General features: G+C 63.1%; 14 protein-coding genes. 6 read left to right on the top strand and 8 right to left on the bottom strand.

Features of this window, described 5'->3' with window-relative positions:
- The first annotated feature begins 20 nt into the window (after positions 1-20).
- From FHX11_RS15415 to FHX11_RS15395, 5 genes are all read left to right on the top strand, one after another.
- Entirely contained in the window at positions 21-1235 is a 1215-nt protein-coding gene (locus FHX11_RS15415; protein WP_184358515.1) for a glycosyltransferase family protein, read from the top strand.
- 11 nt (positions 1236-1246) lie between these two features.
- On the top strand, positions 1247-2512 hold the full coding sequence (locus FHX11_RS15410) for a glycosyltransferase family 4 protein (RefSeq protein ID WP_184358763.1): 1266 nt from the start codon (positions 1247-1249) through the stop codon (positions 2510-2512).
- Positions 2509-3666: a glycosyltransferase gene (locus FHX11_RS15405; protein WP_184358514.1), complete on the top strand. Its 1158-nt coding sequence runs from the start codon at positions 2509-2511 to the stop codon at positions 3664-3666. The genes FHX11_RS15410 and FHX11_RS15405 overlap by 4 nt, the downstream gene beginning before the upstream one ends.
- Positions 3667-3887: 221 nt before the next feature.
- The gene (locus FHX11_RS15400; RefSeq protein ID WP_184358513.1) at positions 3888-6602 is read left to right on the top strand and encodes an ABC transporter ATP-binding protein; all 2715 of its coding nucleotides are present in this window, start codon (positions 3888-3890) and stop codon (positions 6600-6602) included.
- Between the two features lie 52 nt (positions 6603-6654).
- Entirely contained in the window at positions 6655-7131 is a 477-nt protein-coding gene (locus FHX11_RS15395) for a cyclic nucleotide-binding domain-containing protein (protein ID WP_184358512.1), read from the top strand.
- A gap of 19 nt (positions 7132-7150) precedes the next feature.
- Here FHX11_RS15395 and FHX11_RS15390 read toward each other — a convergent pair whose 3' ends face one another.
- Complete coding sequence (locus FHX11_RS15390) at positions 7151-7942, bottom strand: phenylalanine 4-monooxygenase (protein WP_184358511.1); 792 nt, start codon at positions 7940-7942, stop codon at positions 7151-7153.
- Positions 7943-8065: 123 nt separating this feature from the next.
- On the opposite strand from FHX11_RS15390, the gene FHX11_RS15385 reads away from it, so the two are divergent.
- Positions 8066-8527, top strand: coding sequence for an Lrp/AsnC family transcriptional regulator (locus FHX11_RS15385; RefSeq protein ID WP_184358510.1), 462 nt, complete (start codon positions 8066-8068; stop codon positions 8525-8527).
- 62 nt (positions 8528-8589) lie between these two features.
- Here FHX11_RS15385 and FHX11_RS15380 read toward each other — a convergent pair whose 3' ends face one another.
- From FHX11_RS15380 to FHX11_RS15350, 7 genes are all read right to left on the bottom strand, one after another.
- Positions 8590-9711 (bottom strand): Xaa-Pro peptidase family protein, encoded by a 1122-nt coding sequence (locus FHX11_RS15380; RefSeq protein WP_184358509.1) that lies wholly within the window; start codon positions 9709-9711, stop codon positions 8590-8592.
- 6 nt (positions 9712-9717) lie between these two features.
- Entirely contained in the window at positions 9718-10938 is a 1221-nt protein-coding gene (locus FHX11_RS15375) for a M20/M25/M40 family metallo-hydrolase (RefSeq protein ID WP_184358508.1), read from the bottom strand.
- A gap of 23 nt (positions 10939-10961) precedes the next feature.
- Positions 10962-12593: an ABC transporter ATP-binding protein gene (locus FHX11_RS15370; RefSeq protein ID WP_184358507.1), complete on the bottom strand. Its 1632-nt coding sequence runs from the start codon at positions 12591-12593 to the stop codon at positions 10962-10964.
- Between the two features lies 1 nt (position 12594).
- Positions 12595-13425, bottom strand: coding sequence for an ABC transporter permease (locus FHX11_RS15365; RefSeq protein WP_184358506.1), 831 nt, complete (start codon positions 13423-13425; stop codon positions 12595-12597).
- Positions 13418-14365 (bottom strand): ABC transporter permease, encoded by a 948-nt coding sequence (locus FHX11_RS15360; RefSeq protein WP_184358505.1) that lies wholly within the window; start codon positions 14363-14365, stop codon positions 13418-13420. Before FHX11_RS15360 ends, FHX11_RS15365 begins: the two co-directional genes overlap by 8 nt.
- Positions 14366-14502: 137 nt before the next feature.
- A complete protein-coding gene (locus FHX11_RS15355; protein WP_184358504.1) occupies positions 14503-16053 on the bottom strand; it encodes an ABC transporter substrate-binding protein in 1551 nt (516 codons plus the stop codon).
- Positions 16054-16067: 14 nt separating this feature from the next.
- Entirely contained in the window at positions 16068-17387 is a 1320-nt protein-coding gene (locus FHX11_RS15350) for a M20/M25/M40 family metallo-hydrolase (RefSeq protein ID WP_348649709.1), read from the bottom strand.
- Positions 17388-17431: the final 44 nt, after the last annotated feature.

The raw sequence follows: 17431 nt of genomic DNA, 5'->3' as shown, positions 1-17431 counted from the left end.
CACCCCCGAGGTTTTTGCCCATGAAGCGGCGCTTAGAAGATGCTCGAATCCTCATGTACAGTCACGACACGTTCGGGCTGGGTCATCTGAGGCGATGCCGGACGATCGCGCATGCGCTTGTCGAGAACTATCGCGGGCTGAAGGTTCTGATCATTTCCGGCGCGACCATCGCCGGCGCTTTCGATTATCGGGCGCGGGTCGATTTCGTGAAGGTGCCGAGCGTCATCAAGCTGCGCGACGGCGAATATACGTCGATGGCGAGCCATGTCGATCTTCAGGAAACGCTGAAGATGCGCCAGTCGATCATCCGCCACACGGCCGAGACCTTCCAGCCCGACATCTTCATCGTCGACAAGGAGCCGATGGGCCTCAAGGGCGAGGTCGAGGAGACCCTGCAATATCTGAAGGCGCGCGGCACGACGCTGGTGCTCGGCATGCGCGACGTCATGGACGCTCCCTATCTGCTCGACGCCGAATGGAAGAAGAACAACGCGCTGCAGAAGATCGACCAGTTCTACGACCGCGTCTGGGTCTACGGTCCGCCGGATTTCTACGATCCGCTCGCCGGTCTCGATGTGCCCGCCGGCGTGCGCCGGAAGATGGAGTTCGTCGGCTTCCTGCAGCGCAGCGTCTCCTCGCAGGGCACCAAGTCCGAACATGTGCCGGATGAAGACTACCTGCTGGTCACCACCGGCGGCGGCGGCGATGGCGCCGATCTCGTCAAGGATGTCGTCAGCGCCTATGAGCAGGACGACACCCTGCAGCACAAGACCTTGATCGTGCTCGGCCCCTATATGCCCGCCAAGGAGCGTATCCAGCTTCTGGAGCGTGCCAGCAAGATTGCCTGTCTTCAGGTGATCGAATTCGACAACAAGATGGAGGAACTGATCGCCGGCGCCAAGGGCGTGGTCGCCATGGGCGGCTACAACACCTATTGCGAGATCCTGTCCTTCGACAAGCCGGCGCTGATCATCCCGCGCACGCGGCCGCGCGAGGAGCAGCTGATCCGGGCCCAGCGGGCAAGCGAGCTTGGCCTCGTCGATATGCTCCTGCCGGAAGAATCGGCCGATCCGAAGCAGCTTGCCGCGGCGCTGAAGCGCCTGCCGGAGCGCGCGCCGCCCTCGGCGAGCGGCGAGAATATGCGGCTGGAAGGACTGGTGCATATTTCCCGCATCGTCGGCGAATGGTTCGACGACCGCGAGCAATATCCGCCGCTGTCGATCGTCGCCGAATAGAGCATCGGAACCTGTCGATGCGCAAAAAGATCCTGGTGGTCCTCAAGGGCTATCCCCGCCTGTCCGAGACATTCATCGCGCAGGAGTTGCTCGGCCTGGAAAAGGCCGGCTTCGACCTGACGCTGATCTCGATGCGCAGGCCGACCGACAAGAAGCGCCATCCCGTCCATGACGAGATCAAGGCGCGGGTGGTCTATCTGCCGGAATATCTCCATGACGAGCCGCTGCGCGTCCTGCGCGCCTTCTTCGCCGGTATTCGCAAGCCGGGCTTCAAGCCGCTGCTGAAGCAGTTCTGGGCCGACCTGAAGCGCGATATCACCCCGAACCGCGTGCGCCGCTTCGGACAGGCGCTGGTGCTGGCGCATGAGTGGCCGGACAATGGCGAATGGCTGCATGCGCATTTCATCCACACGCCGGCCTCGGTGACGGCCTATGCGAGCATCATGACCGGTATTCCCTGGACCTGCTCGGCGCATGCCAAGGATATCTGGACCTCGCCGGACTGGGAGCTTTCCGAAAAGCTCGACCGCGCCCGCTGGGCGGTGACCTGCACTCGCAGCGGCTACGAGCACATGCGCGATCTGGCCTCGGTGCCCGACCATGTGCATCTGAGCTATCACGGCCTCGATCTCGCCCGCTTCGGCCCCTTTGCCGGCGCGCATTCCGACCGCGACGGTTCGCAGGCCTCCGATCCCGTCTTCCTTCTCAGCGTCGGCCGCGCCGTGGAGAAGAAGGGTTATGACGTGCTCTTGAAGGCACTGGCGCTGCTGCCTGCCGACCTCCATTGGCGCTTCACCCACATCGGCGGCGGCGACGGGCTGGCCAAGCTGAAGGGACTGGCCGACACGCTCGGCATCGCCGACCGCATCACCTGGAAAGGGGCGCTGGCGCAGGAAGAGGTGCTATCCCATTATCGCCAGGCGGACCTTTTCGCGCTGGCCTGCCGGGTCGCGGCCGATGGCGATCGCGACGGTTTGCCGAACGTGCTTGTGGAAGCCTCGAGCCAGCGTCTCCCCTGCCTGTCGACCCATATTTCCGGCGTGCCGGAACTTCTGACCGATGGTGAGAATGGTTTCGTGGTGCCGCCGGAGGACCCGCAAGCGCTGGCAGTGGCACTGGAACGGGCGATCCGCGACCCGGCGCTGCGCCATCGGCTGGGTGACGCCGCCGAACGGCGGGTGCGCGAGCATTTCGACCATCATTCCAGCATCCGGCAATTGACGCGGCTGTTCGAGGAGCAGTGGCAAAAGGAAGAGCAGTGGCGGAAATCAGCATGACGGCCCTCCAGACATCGTCTCCGCGGGTATTCTTCTACGTCCAGCATCTGCTCGGCATCGGCCATCTCGCCCGCGCCAGCCGCATCGCCAGTGCCATGGCTAGGGACGGCTGCCAGGTGACGGTGGTCACCGGCGGCTTGCCGGTCAGTGGTTTTCCCGGACCCGATGTCACATCCGTCACCCTGCCGCCGGTCGTTGCCAGCAGTGCCGGCTTTTCCGGCCTGGCCGATCAGGCGGGCGAGGCTGCCGGCGAGGAATTTCTCTCGGCGCGGCGCGACCTGCTGCTGGAGGCTTTTCGCGCGGCCGAGCCCGACGTGGTCATCATCGAAGCCTTCCCCTTCGGTCGCCGCCAGATGCGCTTCGAACTGCTGCCGCTGCTCGATGCCATCGCCAAGGCCGATCCCAGGCCGAAGCTCTTTACCTCGGTGCGCGACATCCTGCAGCAGCAGAAGAAGCCGGGGCGCGACGAGGAGACGGTGAAATTGCTCCGCGAGCATTTCGACGGTGTTCTCGTCCATGGCGATCCGGGCTTCGTCCGGCTGGAGGAAACCTTTCCGCTGACGGCGGCGATTTCCGACAAGATCACCTATACCGGCATCGTGGCGCCGCCCTTGCCGCCGGAACCGGTCGAAGTCTTCGACATCGTGGTGTCGGCCGGCGGCGGCGCGGTCGGGCGCGACCTGATCCGCGCCTCGCTGGAGGCGGCAAGCCGCATCGCGACCGATCGGCGCTGGCTGCTGGTGACCGGGCCGAACCTGCCGGAACAGGATTTTGCCGGCCTGGCGACGGATGCGCCCGGCAATGTGACGGTGGTCCGGTTCCGCAAGGATTTCCCGTCGCTGTTGCGCGGCGCGGAATTGTCGATCTCGCAGGCGGGTTATAACACGGTCGGGGATCTCCTCGTCACCGGCTGTCGTTCCATTCTGGTTCCATTTACGGCCGGTGGCGAAACCGAACAGTCCGTGCGTGCCGAGCGTCTCGAGAAACTCGGCTTGGCGCTCGCCCTGCCGGAGGCGGGGTTGACGACGGATCTGCTGGTCGGCGCCATCGACAAGGCGCTGTCGCGGCCAAAGCCATCGACCGCCGATATCGACCTTTCCGGTGCGGAGCGGACAGCGGCGATCATGCGTGATTTACGGTCAATATCGGGGTGACGGTCTGTCACCCGCCTCGTCGTTTTGCCCCCCTCGTTTTCCGCAATCTTGTGATATAAAATACGAAATCATGAATCGGGAGGATAGCTGGGCAAAAGACCGGGCGGCGTCCCGTTTCAAACTAGGGCCGCACATCCACGATGAATTCCTCCCGCACCTCTGTAACATCGGCGCCGATACTCGCGGCGAAGTTCGTTGAACTTGGAAGCATGCAATAAGCGATGGAAAAAAGCCTAGCGCGTTACATCTGGTCGAACACCCGGCTGGAGCAGATCTGGATCCTGACGATCGTCGCGGCCTCGATGATCCCTTACTTTCTGTCCTTCGACCTGCCGAAGCAGATCGTCAACGGACCGATCCAGGGCAAGGGGTTCGAGCATCCCGGCGATACCCAGACCTTCATGCATATCGCTTTCGATCTGCCGCTGCTCGGGCATGTCGAGGTGTTTCAGGGTCTGCAGCTCACCCGGTTCTGGATGCTGATCGCACTCAGCCTGGTGTTCCTGGCGCTCGTCGTCCTCAACGGCCTCTTCAAGCTCTATATCAATACCTATAAGGGTCGGCTCGGCGAGCGCATGCTGCGCCGCATCCGCTTCGAGCTGATCGACCGCGTGCTGCGCTTCCCGCCGTCGCAGTTCAAGCGGGTCAAGCCGGCCGAGATCGCCACCATGATCAAGGACGAGGTGGAGCCGATGGGCGGCTTCACCGGCGATGCCTTCGTGCAGCCGGCGCTTCTCGGCGGCCAGGCGATCACCGCGCTCGTCTTCATCATCATGCAGAATTTCTGGCTGGGTATGATCGCCGCGGCAATCGTTGCCGTGCAGGCGATCGTCATCCCGCGCATGCGCAAGCGACTGCTCGACCTCGGCCGCCAGCGGCAGTTGACGGCACGCGAACTGTCGGGCCGCGTCGGCGAGATCGTCGAGGGCATCAGCATGATCCATGCCAACGACACCACCAATCTCGAGCGCGCCGACATCGCCCACCGCCTCGGGCTGATCTTCAAGATCCGCTACGATCTCTATCAGTGGAAGTTCCTGGTGAAATTCATCAACAACTTCCTCGCCCAGGTGACGCCGTTCCTCTTCTATTCGATCGGCGGTTTCTTCGCGCTGCAGGGCCGGCTGGATATCGGTCAGCTCGTGGCCGTCATCAATGCCTACAAGGATCTGCCGGGGCCGCTGAAGGAGCTGATCGACTGGGATCAGTCGCGCCAGGACGTGCAGGTCAAGTACAATCAGGTGGTCGAGCAGTTCAGCGTCGACGACCTGATCGCGCCGAGGATCCAGCTTGTCTCCCCGGCACCCGCCGGCCGCCTGACCCATCCGCTGGTCGCGACGAACCTCACCATTGTCGACGACAGCGGCGCGCGTGTCCTGGACCATGTGTCGGTGGAGATTAATCCGAGCGAGAAGGTGGCGATCGTCGGCGAGAGCGGTGCCGGTGGCGAATACCTCGCCGAAGCCTTCGGACGGTTGATCTGGCCGGATAGCGGCCGCATCACCATCGACGGCCACGATCTGCTGGAACTGCCGGAATCGCTCACCGGGCGGCGCATCGCCTATGCCTCGTCGGAAACGTTCTTCTTCGATGGCACGTTGCGCAGCAACCTTCTTTACGGCCTGAAACATGCGCCCCTGGCCGCCGCCGTCTATGACGATGCCGAAGCCAGCGCGATGAAATGGCAGATGGCCGAAGCCCGCCGTGCCGGCAATCCGGAACTCGATCTCAACAGCGATTGGGTCGATTATGCCTCCGCCGGCGCCACCGGACCGAACGATATCTATGCGGCCATCCGGCCGGTGCTCGATGCCGTTGCCATGTCGCAGGACATTCTCGACATGGCGTTGCGCTCGACCGTCGATGTGGCCACCCATGAGGACCTCACCTCGCGCATCGTCGAGCTGCGCCAGGCGCTGCGGCTCAGGCTGAAGGAGGAACATCTCGAGGATCTCGTCGTTCCCTTCGAATTCGATGCCTATAATTCGCAGGCCACCGTCGGCGAAAACCTGCTGTTCGGCACGCTGAACCGGCATCTGATGACCAATCGCCAGCTTGCCGCCCATCCCTATTTCCGGCAATTGTTCACGGAGACCGGCCTCAACAACGATCTCTACGACATGGGTCTGGAGATCGCCGAGAACGCGGTCGAGCTCTTCACCGACCTGCCGCCGGACCATCCCTTCTTCCAGCAGCTCACCTTCATGACGCCGGAAGATATTCCGACCTATGAGGCGATGCTGCAGAAACTGAACGGCAAGGGTTACGCGGCGGCCACACCGGACGAACGGGCGGCCATCATCCGCCTGAGCTTCTCCTATATCGAACCCCGCCACCGCTTCGGTCTGCTGACGCAGACGCTGATGGAGAAGATCGTTGCCACGCGCATCAAGTTCTACGAGCACATTCCCGCCGATCTCGCGCGGGTGATCGAGCGCTACGATCCCGAGCGTTTCACCGCCTCGGCGACCTTGATGGACAATGTGCTGTTCGGCAGGATCGCGCATCAGCAGGCCAATGCGCCGGAGCGCATCCATTCCATCATGTACGACGTCTTCGAACGGCTGGGCTTGCAGGATAGCGTGCTGTCGATCGGGCTGGATTTCAACGTCGGCTCCGGCGGCAAGCGGCTGACCAACGTGCAGCGTCAGAAGCTCAATCTCAGCCGCGCCTTGCTGAAGCGCGCCGACTACATCATCTGCAACCGCCCGCTGTCGGCATTGGACCACCGCGTCCAGGAACAGATTGCGCGCGCCATCCTGACCGGACTCGACCGGGGGGATTATGCGCCCGCGGTCATCTGGGTTCTGACGAATCCTGGCTTCGCCGAGCTATTCGACCGCGTTCTGGTGTTCAACCATGGCAGTCTTGTCGAAAGCGGCACGACGAGCGATCTTTTAGAAAAAAACGGTATGTTCAAAGAACTGTTATCGTAATATCCTAATGGGGCAGGGGTATCTGGGGCCTGAAACTGGGGATTTGAAGCTCATGCTTCTGAAAGACGAAGTTGAAATGCTGAAACGGGTGCCGATTTTTTCGCGCATCGCGCCAGCAAAATTGAAGCTTTTGGCATTTACCTCGGATCGCGTCAGCTACAATGCCGGCCAGGCACTGTTTCATCAAGGCGATCAGGGTGATGCGGCCTATGTTGTTCTTTCAGGAACTGCTGATATTCTTGTCGACAGTCCCGCAGGCGAGATCAAGGTCGCAGAAGTCGACATCAATTCCATCGTCGGCGAGATCGCCATTCTCTGCGACGTCTCCCGCACCGCGACCGTCAAGGCGACGTCGCGATTGGAAGCCCTGAAGATCAGCAAGGAGCACTTCCTGAAGCTGCTCAGCGATTTCCCCGAAATGGCCGTCGAGATCATGCGCGTCCTTGCGGACCGCCTCAATCACACCACCTCCGAGCTCACCGTGGCCCGTAGCCGCCAGAGCCAGCCGCAGCCTCTGTCGACGCATTGAAGCCGACAGACGCGGCGCTTCACGAGGCCTTGGCTTCGAAAGCCGGCGGGAAATCACCCAGCGATTTCGCCTTGAGGATCATGGCGCCGATATCCTGCTCGACGATGGCTTCAAGGTCGGCGAAGCTGTCGATGACATAGTAGATCGGCTGGACGATATCGATCCGGTAGGGCGTCCTGAGGACGTCGAGGAGATCGAAGGGCCGGAACTCGCATGCCTTCCCCTCCATCGCAGCCTTTGCTTCGCTTGGCGATGAGACGATGCCGGCGCCGAAGCAGCGCCGGCCTTCGGGCGTGTTGATCAGGCCGAATTCGACGCTGAACCAGAAGATGCGGAAGAGATGCCAGGAATAGCCCTTGCCGAGGCGGACGGCGGTCTCGCCGAAATGCCGCACGAAATTGGCATAGCTCTGGTTGGTGAGCAGCGGGCAATGGCCGAACACCTCGTGGAACAGGTCCGGCTCCTCGATATAGTCGATATGCTCGCGCCGGCGCAGGAAGGTCGCCAGCGGAAACTTGCCCTGCGACAGCAGTTCATAGAAGCGCGAGGGCGGAATGAGCGCCGGCACGCCCTCCACGCCGAAACCGGTGGTCTCGTTCAAACGCCGGTTGACGTCGAGAAGCTGCGGCACCTTGTCGGGCTTCAGCCCCAGGATTTTGACGCCGTCCAGATATTCGCGGCAGGCCAGATCGGCCAATAGCTTCATCTGGCGTCCGTAGAGTTCGGCCCATATCGCATCTTCTTCGGCAGTGTAGGGATATAGGCCGTCCGGGCCGGGCAATTTGGCGGTGTAGCTGCTTTCCTTCGTCATGTGCCGATCCTCCCAGATGCCGCGATATCCATGCAATTATGCTCCGGCTTTGACGGATTTTCTTTTCTTTCCTGCTGGATATCGCCATACTGGTGGCAAATATTCTCGGATCTGGCGTCGAAAATGAAAGAACCTGGGAATTTCCAGCGCAAGCTTTTGCAACTGATTCAGGCCGATGGCAGCCTTTCGTTGGCGGATCTGGCGGAAAAAGCCGGCATGTCCCAAAGCTCGGCCTGGCGAAAGATCCAGGAGCTGGAGGCGGATGGCGTTATCCGCAAGCGCGTGACGCTGCTCGATCCGGGAAAGCTCGATCTGAAGCTTTGCGTGATCGCCCATGTCACGCTGGAAGATCACCATGAGGAGGCGGTCGCCTCCTTCGCCTCGGTGGTGCTGGAACGGCCGGAGATCATGGAGTGCTATGCCCTGTCCGGCGCCTTCGACTACATGCTGAAGATCAGGTCGAAGGACGTCGAAAGCTATGAGGCTTTCATGACCCGCTACCTCATGCGCAACCCGCATGTGCGCACGGTCGTATCGAGCTTCGTGCTGCGCGAGCTGAAATCCTCGACCGAATTGCCGATCTAGAGCCGATTGAAATATTCGGCCGCTTTCCGCTCGAGACCGCCTCCCGACGATCTCCTGACGAGCTAGCCGGCGACGAAAAGCCGTCTTTCGGTCGATGTCAGCCTTTTGCCGCCCTGGGGCGTCACCACCACCGTTTCGCTGAAGCCGAGGCGGTTGGCGGTCGCATAGACATGAAAGACCATCCCTTCTTCGAGCGGCCATTCCTCCATCGGGAGAAACACGCGGGAAAAATCGCTCGTCCGCGGCGTTCGGGTATAGAGGCCGAGCGTGTAGGCGGTGACGTTGTCGTAGCGGGGCCGCAGGCCGGATTTGAGAAGGCCGCTGCGGACGATGGCGTCGACATCCCGGGCGATGGCGCCTGGCTTCATCGCCCCGATCTGCTCGTCCTGCAAGGCGATGATGCGGGCAGCGGTGTCGGTCAGCGCGGCATCCGGCTTTCCGATATGGAGCGGCCGCATGAGGCGCGCGCCGTAGCCGCCGATGCGCGGGATCAATTCCGTATGCAGGATATCGCCGGCTGCCAGCAATTCGTTTCGGAAGGCGCCATGAAGAAATTCGTGGCTGCCGCTCGCCCTGACGATCGGGCCGGTTTCGCCGGTGTCGGCACCCGCTTGCAGGAAGGTGGCGGCCGCCAGGGCGGCGGCATCACGCGTCGACATGCCGGCCCGGATCGTCTGCGCAATCGCCAGCATGGCCTCGTCGGCAATGGCGGCTGCATCGGCGAGGACGGCGATTTCCCGGGGTGACTTGATCCAGCGGAGGCTGTCGCTGATGCCGGAAAGGGGGATGAAACGCGCCGTCGGCAGCTGCGATGCCAGCCGCGCGGCGGTGCCGGCGCTGAAGCCATAGCCGTCGACGTCGGCCCCGATGCGGGCGGCGGCGAAGCCTCGCGCCCGGATACTGTCCGCCACTGCCTGGCAAGGATCGTCGGTATCGGCAAAGCCGATGACATCCTCGATCCATGTCCTGTGCCGGCACGGCGTCTCGTCGAGCTCGCGCAGGACGAACCATGGCGAGCCCTGCCGCGGCAGCAGGGCGGCACGATACATGGTCTCGGAGACGGTGTAGCCCGTCAGCCATGCCAGCAGCTCGCCGCTGTCGATGAGGAGGAGATCGACGCCGGCCGCGTCCATCGCGGCATGCGCCTTGGCAATGCGCCAGTCGAATTCGTCACGCGGGAACATGCAGCCTCACGCGACCTCGCAAATATCGAGAATGGTCAGCATGTAGATGCGGATCATGTCGAGATAGTCGGCGATATCGACGCGTTCGTCGGGCATGGTGTTGTAGCGGCCGCCGGGGCCGCAGACGATGCCTTCCATGCCGAGCTCGTGATAGAGATGGCCGGCATCGGTTCCATAAAAGCGGGTCGGCGTGATGGCGCCAGTGGGCTGCTTCTCGCCGCGCACGGCCTCATAGGCCGCGTTGATGGATGTGACGATGCGCGAGGTCGGCGATACTTCGAAGGGTGGCATGAGGGGACGCCCCTCGATCATCTCCGGCACCAGCTTGGCCTTGAGGCCCGGGAAGCGCTTTTCGAGTTCGACGAGTTCGGCGGCAAGATCGGCAAGCACGCCGTCCTGCGTCTGGCCGGGGGCATAGCGGGCGGACCCCCTGATGCGCACGAAATCGGCGACCTGCGGCGGCCGCCATTCCTCGAGGTCGCGTCCGAGCGCGCCGCGCACGACGCCGACATGGCCGCGGTTGATCGAGCGATGAACCTCGCTTTTCGCGCCGCTGAAGGTCATGGCGTTGATGCGCGGGATGATATCGCAGGCGGCCGCGATCGCATCGACGGAATCCTCGCGCTTGGAAAGATGACGGGTATCGCCCGTCAGCTCGATGACGAAGCTCAATGCCGCTGCATGCATGGTCACGGCGGTCAGGTCGCTCGGTTCGCTATTGATGAAATAATCGGCCTTCACGCCGCCGCGGATGGCCGCGAGCGTGCCGACGCCGCCCTGCAGCTCGCCGACGACATAGGTCAGGATGACATCGCCCTTGAGCTTCACGCCGGCCTCCAGCAGCGTCTTGACGGCGCAGAAATAGGCTGCGTCGCCCGCCTTCATGTTGGAGACGCCGATGCCGTAGATGAAGCGGTCGTCGACGAGGCCGCCCCAGGGATCGACGGTCCAGCCTTCGGTGACCGGATTGGTGTCGAGATGGCCGTTGAACAGCAGGCTCTTGCCGCCGCCGGCGCCTTTGAGCCGGCCGATGGCATTGAAGCGTTGGCCGTTGTCGAAGGGCTGCAGCTCGGATTGCAGCCCGATCGCTTCCATCTCGCGCGTCATGAAACGGGCGAGGTCACGCTCGCCTTCGGTCTCCGAATGGCTCTTATGACGAACCATGGTCGACAGGAAGTCGAGGCACTTCTTCTCGTCGATTGTGCCGACGAGTGCTTTCGGGTCCATTGTGTGCTCCTTGATAGGCAATGTCAGAACGATGTTCCCGCCGGTGCCGGAACCGCCTCGATAAGCTGGCGGGTATAGGCGGCGCGGTCGGGGCTGGCGATCTGGTCGGTTGGCACGAGCTCGATCAGGTCGCCGCGATACATCACCGCGATGCGATGGGCGATCTGGCGGACGAGGTTGAGATCGTGGGTGATGAAGAGGAAGGCCGTGCCGTGCCGTCTGTGCAGCTCGAGCAGCAACTGCACGATCGAGGCCTGCACGGAAACGTCGAGCGCCGAGGTGATTTCGTCGCAAATGACGAGCCTCGGCCGCGAGGCGAAGGCGCGGGCGATGGCGACGCGCTGCTTTTCGCCGCCCGAGAGCTGATGCGGATAGCGGTTCGCATAGCTGCGCGGCAGGCGGACCTGCTCCAGCAGCTCGCCGATCTGCTGCGGGCGGGAGCCGGTGTCGCCATAGAGCCTCAGCGGGCGTCCCAGGATCTCATCGATCCTCTGCCGCGGATTGAGCGAGGCGTCGGGATGCTGGAAGATGAGCTGGACATCCTTGCGGTATGCCTTGTCCATGTCGGCGAGACCGGTGATCGCCCGACCGCCGAAACTCATCCGGCCCTCGAAGGGATTGAGCCCGGTCATCGCTTTGGCGAGGGTCGATTTGCCCGAGCCGGATTCCCCGACAATGCCGAGGATCTCGCCCGGCTGGATGCTGAGGCTGATGGCGCGATTGCCGGCGAAGCGTTCGAAGGAACGGCCCGTCAGCGCCGAGAGAAACGGCTTGCGGCCATAATGGACGCTGACGTTCTCGACCTCCATGAGCGGTGCCGTCTCGTAAGACGGGCGGGTTTCGACCAGCCTCTTGTCCGGACGCGGCACGGCGGCGAGAAGTTCCTTCGTATAATCCTGGCGCGGCGCGCCGAAAATCTCGGCAACCGAACCCTGCTCGACGATCTCGCCCTTGCGGATGACGGCGACGCGCTTTGCCGTGCGCGACAGCAATGCCAGATCATGCGAGATGTAGAGCGAGGCGACGCCCGTCTCGGCCTGAAGATCGAGGAAGAGGTCGAGGATCTGCCGCGAGGTGATCACGTCGAGGGCCGTGGTCGGTTCGTCGAAGATGATGCAGGCGGGATTGCAGGCGAAGGCCGTGGCGATGACGACGCGCTGCTTCTCGCCGCCCGACGCTTCATGCGGCATGCGCCTCATCATCTGGGCCGGGTTTTTCAGTCCGACGCGGGCAAGCATCGCCTCTCCCTCGCTCCATGCCTGTCTTTTCGTCAGGCCGCGATGGCGCGTCAGCGCCTCGGTAAGCTGCGTGCCGAGCGACAGGGTGGGATTGAGCGACGTGCCGGGGTCCTGGAAGACCATGCTGATCTGCCTGCCGCGCATGCGACCGATCTCGGCGGCGGTCTTGGCCGCCAGATCCTCGCCCAACAGCCGGATGGAACCGCCCACCTCCCGGGCATTGCCCGGCAGGTAGCGCATGATCGACCAGGCAAGCGAGGTCTTGCCCGAGCCGGATTCGCCGACGAGACCGAGGATTTCCCCGGCGCGGATCTCCAGATTGATGGTCTTCAGCGCATGGAACGTGCCGTTCGCCGTCAGATAGTCGAGGCAATAGTCGCGGATCTGGAGAACGCTGCTCTGTTGTGGTTGGCTCATGTCATCCTCCCGTGCGGGGGTTCAGCGCATCGCGAAGACCGTCGCCGAGCAGATTGAAACCGACGGCGACGACCGCGATCGCGAGGCTCGGCCAGATCAGGATTCCGGCGCTGATGTGCATGTATTGGCGTGCCTCGGAGATCATCAGTCCCCATTCCGTCGCCGGCGGCTGGGCGCCCAGCCCGAGGAAACTGAGCGTCGCGAACAGCATGACCGCGAAGGAGACGCGGATGGTCGTCTCGACGATGATCGGCGCGATGACGTTCGGCAGCATTTCCCTGAGGATGATGAAGGACGAGCTTTCGCCGCGGGCGATCGCCGCGCTCACATAGTCCTGCTTGCGGATCGAGAGCGCGACGCTGCGGGTGATGCGCGCCATGCCGGGCGCGAAGGCGATGGCGACGGCCACCAGCGCATTGACGCTGCCGGAGCCGAGCAGATTGACGATCAGGAGCGCGAACAGCAGGTTCGGGATCGCCATGATGGCGTCGATGGTGCGCATGATGATCTCGTCCGCCCGGCCGCCGAGATAGGCCGAGATCGTGCCGATCAGGGCGCCCGCCAGCGTTCCGGCAAGGGTCGCCAGAACGGCCGTCGTCACGGTGGCGCGTGCCCCGATGAGCAGGCGGCTCAAGATGTCGCGACCATATTGGTCGGTCCCCAGCGGGAAGGCCGCACTTGGCCCCTTGTAGCGCGACAGGATCGACATGGCTTCCGGATCGTGCGGCGCGAGCCATGGGCCGAAGACGACGATGATGAAGACCAGAACGATCAGGATCAGGCCGGTGGCGCCCTGCGGCGTGCGCATCAGCCGCTTGAAAAGCTCAACCATATTGGATCCTCTTGTCGAGCCAGGCATAGAGAATGTCGGCCGCGAAATTGACGATGGAATAGGTGGCGGCCATCAGCAGGACGCCGGCCTGGATGGCGGGCAGGTCGCGCGTCTGGATGGCGACGATCAGTTGCCGCCCGATGCCGGGTATGGCGAAGATCTCCTCGACGACGATGATGCCACCGAGCAAATAGCCGACGTCGAGGGCGACGACCGTGATCGTTGGCAGCAATGCGTTGCGCAGCGCATGGCCGAAGAGAACTCGCGGGCCGGAAAGCCCCTTCAGCCGCGCGGCGCGGACATAATCGGTATGCAGCACGTCGACGAGTTCGGAGCGCACCATGCGCGAGACATGGGCGATCAGGATGATGGAGATCACGCAGACGGGTAGTGCCAGATGCGCGATGCCGTCGGTGAAATTTTCGGTCAGGGGGACGTAGCCGGTCGGCGGCAGCCATTTCAGCCAGTCGGAGACGACCAGAACGGCGACGGTTGCCGTCACGAATTCGGGCAGCGAAACGCCGGCATAGGAGACCAGGCTCACCATCATGTCGGCGATCCGCCCGCGCCGCATCGCGGCGATGACGCCGAGCGGGATGGCCAGCACGAGCATCAGGGCGATCGACAGGCAGGCCAGTAGCAGAGAGCGCCCGAGCGCTTCGAGCATGACCGGGGCGACCGGCTGCCCCGTGCGCAGGGACTGGCCGAAATCGCCATGAAGGATGCCGGTCAGCCAGTGCAGATATTGCAGCCATACCGGATCGTTCAGCCCCATCTGCTGGCGCAGGGCATCCAGCGCCTGGGCGGTGGCGTTTTCGCCCAGCATCATCACCGCCGCGTCGGCCGGCAGGATCTGGGTGATTGCGAAGACGATGAGCGACACGATGAAGAGCGTGTAGACGATCATCAGCAGCCGCTTGAGAAGATAGTGCGGTGACACGTTCGTTTCCTGGCTTTCTCATGATCGACCGCGACGAGATCGCGTGGTCGATCCTTGGGCTGCGTTGCCGGTCGAAAGGCCGGTGCAACGCTCGGATCATCGGCAATGCGGCCGATGATCCGGATCGGTGGGCTCCTTCAGCCGCGCTTCGGCGCCTTGTCGCTCAGGGAGACGTAGTCGAGGCGGAAGACGGAGGCGCGCGGATGGACTTCGAAACCGGACACCCAGTCGCGTTTGGCCGCCAGCACGTCGAAGAAGACCGGGATGATCGACGGAACCTCGTCGCTCATCAATTGCTGCGCCTCGGCGTAGAGCGCCGCGCGCTTGGCCTCATCCTTCGTGCCGCGCGCCTCGTTGACGACCTTGTCGAAGGCGGCATTGTTCCAGCGCGTCTCGTTCCAGGCGGCATCCGACGTATAGAGCAGCTTGAAGATGGCGTCCGCCGTCGGCTGCATGTTGTAGAAGCCGACATAGAAATTGCCCTTCTTCCAGACCTGGTCCAGATAGGTGGCATGCGGCATGGTCTGGACGTTGATCCGGATACCCGCTTCCTTGGCCATTTCCCGTAGCGCCACGGCGAGCTGGGTGCGCTGGCTCGGCTTGTCCGAGGCGATCAGGGTGGCTTCGAAGCCGTCCGGATAGCCCGCTTCGTTCAGAAGTTTCTTGGCTTCCTCGATATTGGCCTGGCGCAGCGGCAGATCCTTGTAGAAGCGGTAGGAGGCGTTCAGCGGCGTGTCGTTGCCGGGAGTGCCGAAGCCTTCGGTCACGAAATCGACCATTGCCTGCCGGTCGACGGTCAGCGCCAGCGCGCGACGCACGCGTGCATCGTTGAAAGGCTTGGTATCGCAGCCGAAGTTGATGTTGCAGAACTGGCCGGACGGGATGCGCAGGGCATTGACCCCATCGGCGTCCTTCATCCGCAGATATTCGGTCGGCTGGACGGTGGAGACGACATCGATATTGCCGGCGAGCAGCGCCGAGGTCTGTGCCGAAATATCCGGAAACACCTGGATTTCGATGCGGTCGAGATGCGGCCGGCTCGGATCGTAATAGTCCGGATTGCGCTCGACGACGATCAGGCGGTCGGGTTCGTAGGAGACGAGCTTGAATGGGCCGGTGCCGTTGGCCGAAGTCGACAGCTTCTTGAAATCGCCGGTGGCGATCGAAGCCGGAATGATGCGGGCCACGGTATAGGCCATGGCCACGGGGAAGTCGGCATAGGGGCCGGAAAGCTTGAAGACCGCCGTCAGCGGATCGGCCGCAACGATATCGGCGATCGGACCGACATTGTTGCGCGCCGGAGAGGCGTTGTTGGGATTGAGGATGGCCTTGAACGTCTCCACCACGTCGGTGGCGGTGAGCGGCGATCCGTCATGGAATTTGACGCCGCCGCGCAGCTTGAAGGTCCATTCGGTGAGCGCATCATTGGCGCTCCAGGATTCGGCCAGGTCCGGCTCGACCGACATGTCGACCTTCAGCCGCGTCAGATTGCTGTAAAGCAGCTCCGTGACCATGTATTCGGGATTGACGCGCGTCAGGAGCGGATGGATGACGCTGGCCGCCTGATCGACGGAAATGCGTAGCGTCCCGCCCTTGGCCGGTGTCGCGGTCCCGGCGTAGCCGAGCGAGGGCGCGGTCAGCAGCGCGGCCGTTCCGGCCAGAAAATGACGTCGGTTCAATGTCAGCATGTCATGTTCCCTTATTATGATGATGTGTGCTCAGGAATGAGATCGGCGCGGAAGTCATGCGCGAGATAGGCGAGAATGCTCTTTGCCAGTGCGACGATATCGGTGGTCGTCGTATGTTCTTCGGGGCTGTGGATGCAGCTTTCCGGCCGTCCCAGCCCGCCGAGCAGCACTTCCTGCATGATGCCCGCCCGCTGCACGTAGCCGAAATCCGAGCAGCTCGCCGCACCCCATTTGCTGAAGTCGTCCGCCTCGTAGCCGAAGCCCAGGCTGAGCGCCTGCTGCCAGCGCGGCCAATGGGGGCCATCCGGATCGGAGGTCGGGATGAGATGACCGACGAGATCGATATCGAAGCCGAGGCCGGGGGCCTGCGTCAGCGCGCTGCGCACCAGATCCTCGATCTCGGCGCGCGCGGCCTCGTAATGTTCCTCGGGCGCATAGCGTCGGCTGACGAGGATTTTGATCTCGGCGGCGACCTGACCGCCTGATGTACCGCCATGGATGGCCGAAATCGACAATTGCGGCCGCAGCGGGCCGCTTGCGTGCGGCGGTGGCGGCAGCGCGGATTCAAACGTCGCGATCTTTGGCTTCAGGGCATGAAGTGCCTGCAGCAGGGGGATCGCGCCTTCGATCGCATTGACGCCGGAACCGGTGCGATTGCCTTCGCCGGCATGGACGGCATGCCCCCTGATCGTGATCTGGAGATGGAAGACGCCGAAGCAGCCGGCCCAGATACGCGGCGCCGCCGAGCCGTTGAAGTTGAGGATGTGCCCCTTCAGCCTGCCCTGTTCGGCAAGGTAGCGGATGCCGGGATAGAGCCCGCCCTCTTCGTCGGTGCACAGCAGCAGCATCGGATCATAGGCAAGCTCGACGCCATGGGCGCGGGCGGCTCGCAAAGCGAGCAAGGTCGCGGCAATCGTACCCTTCATGTCGGCGGCTCCGAGCCCGTAGAGCCGGCTTCCCTCGCGCGTCAGGCGCAGCGGGTCGCGCTGCCAGCCCGGCGCCGCCGGAACGGTATCGACATGGTAATAGAGACCGCAGACCGGCCTGGCAGCGGGGCGTTCCGCCACTAGGTTGATGCGGGGGCCCGACGCCGGACCGTTGGCGACGCGCCACAGCTCTTCCGGCACTGTCACGCGCTCGGTCTGAAAACCGAGCGGATGCAGCAGCTCTTCCATCAGGTCTGCGAAAGAACCATAGCCCTCGCCCGGAGGAAAAGTCGTATCGATGGAGATCATTCGGCCGAGATCGTCGACGGCCGTATCGACATCGCGCTCGATCGCCGCGATGGCGTTTGCAAAAGCTGCTGTGCGAGGTGATAAGGCTTGATCGTGCACGTCGAATTCCAAAATTGGGGGCGCAGGCTTGGAAAAGATTCCGC

It is taken from the genome of Rhizobium sp. BK602 (assembly GCF_014195095.1).
In the GTDB taxonomy this organism is placed as follows: domain Bacteria; phylum Pseudomonadota; class Alphaproteobacteria; order Rhizobiales; family Rhizobiaceae; genus Rhizobium.
Note: the sequence above shows the minus strand (reverse complement) of the source record. Positions and strands in the feature narration are given on the sequence as shown.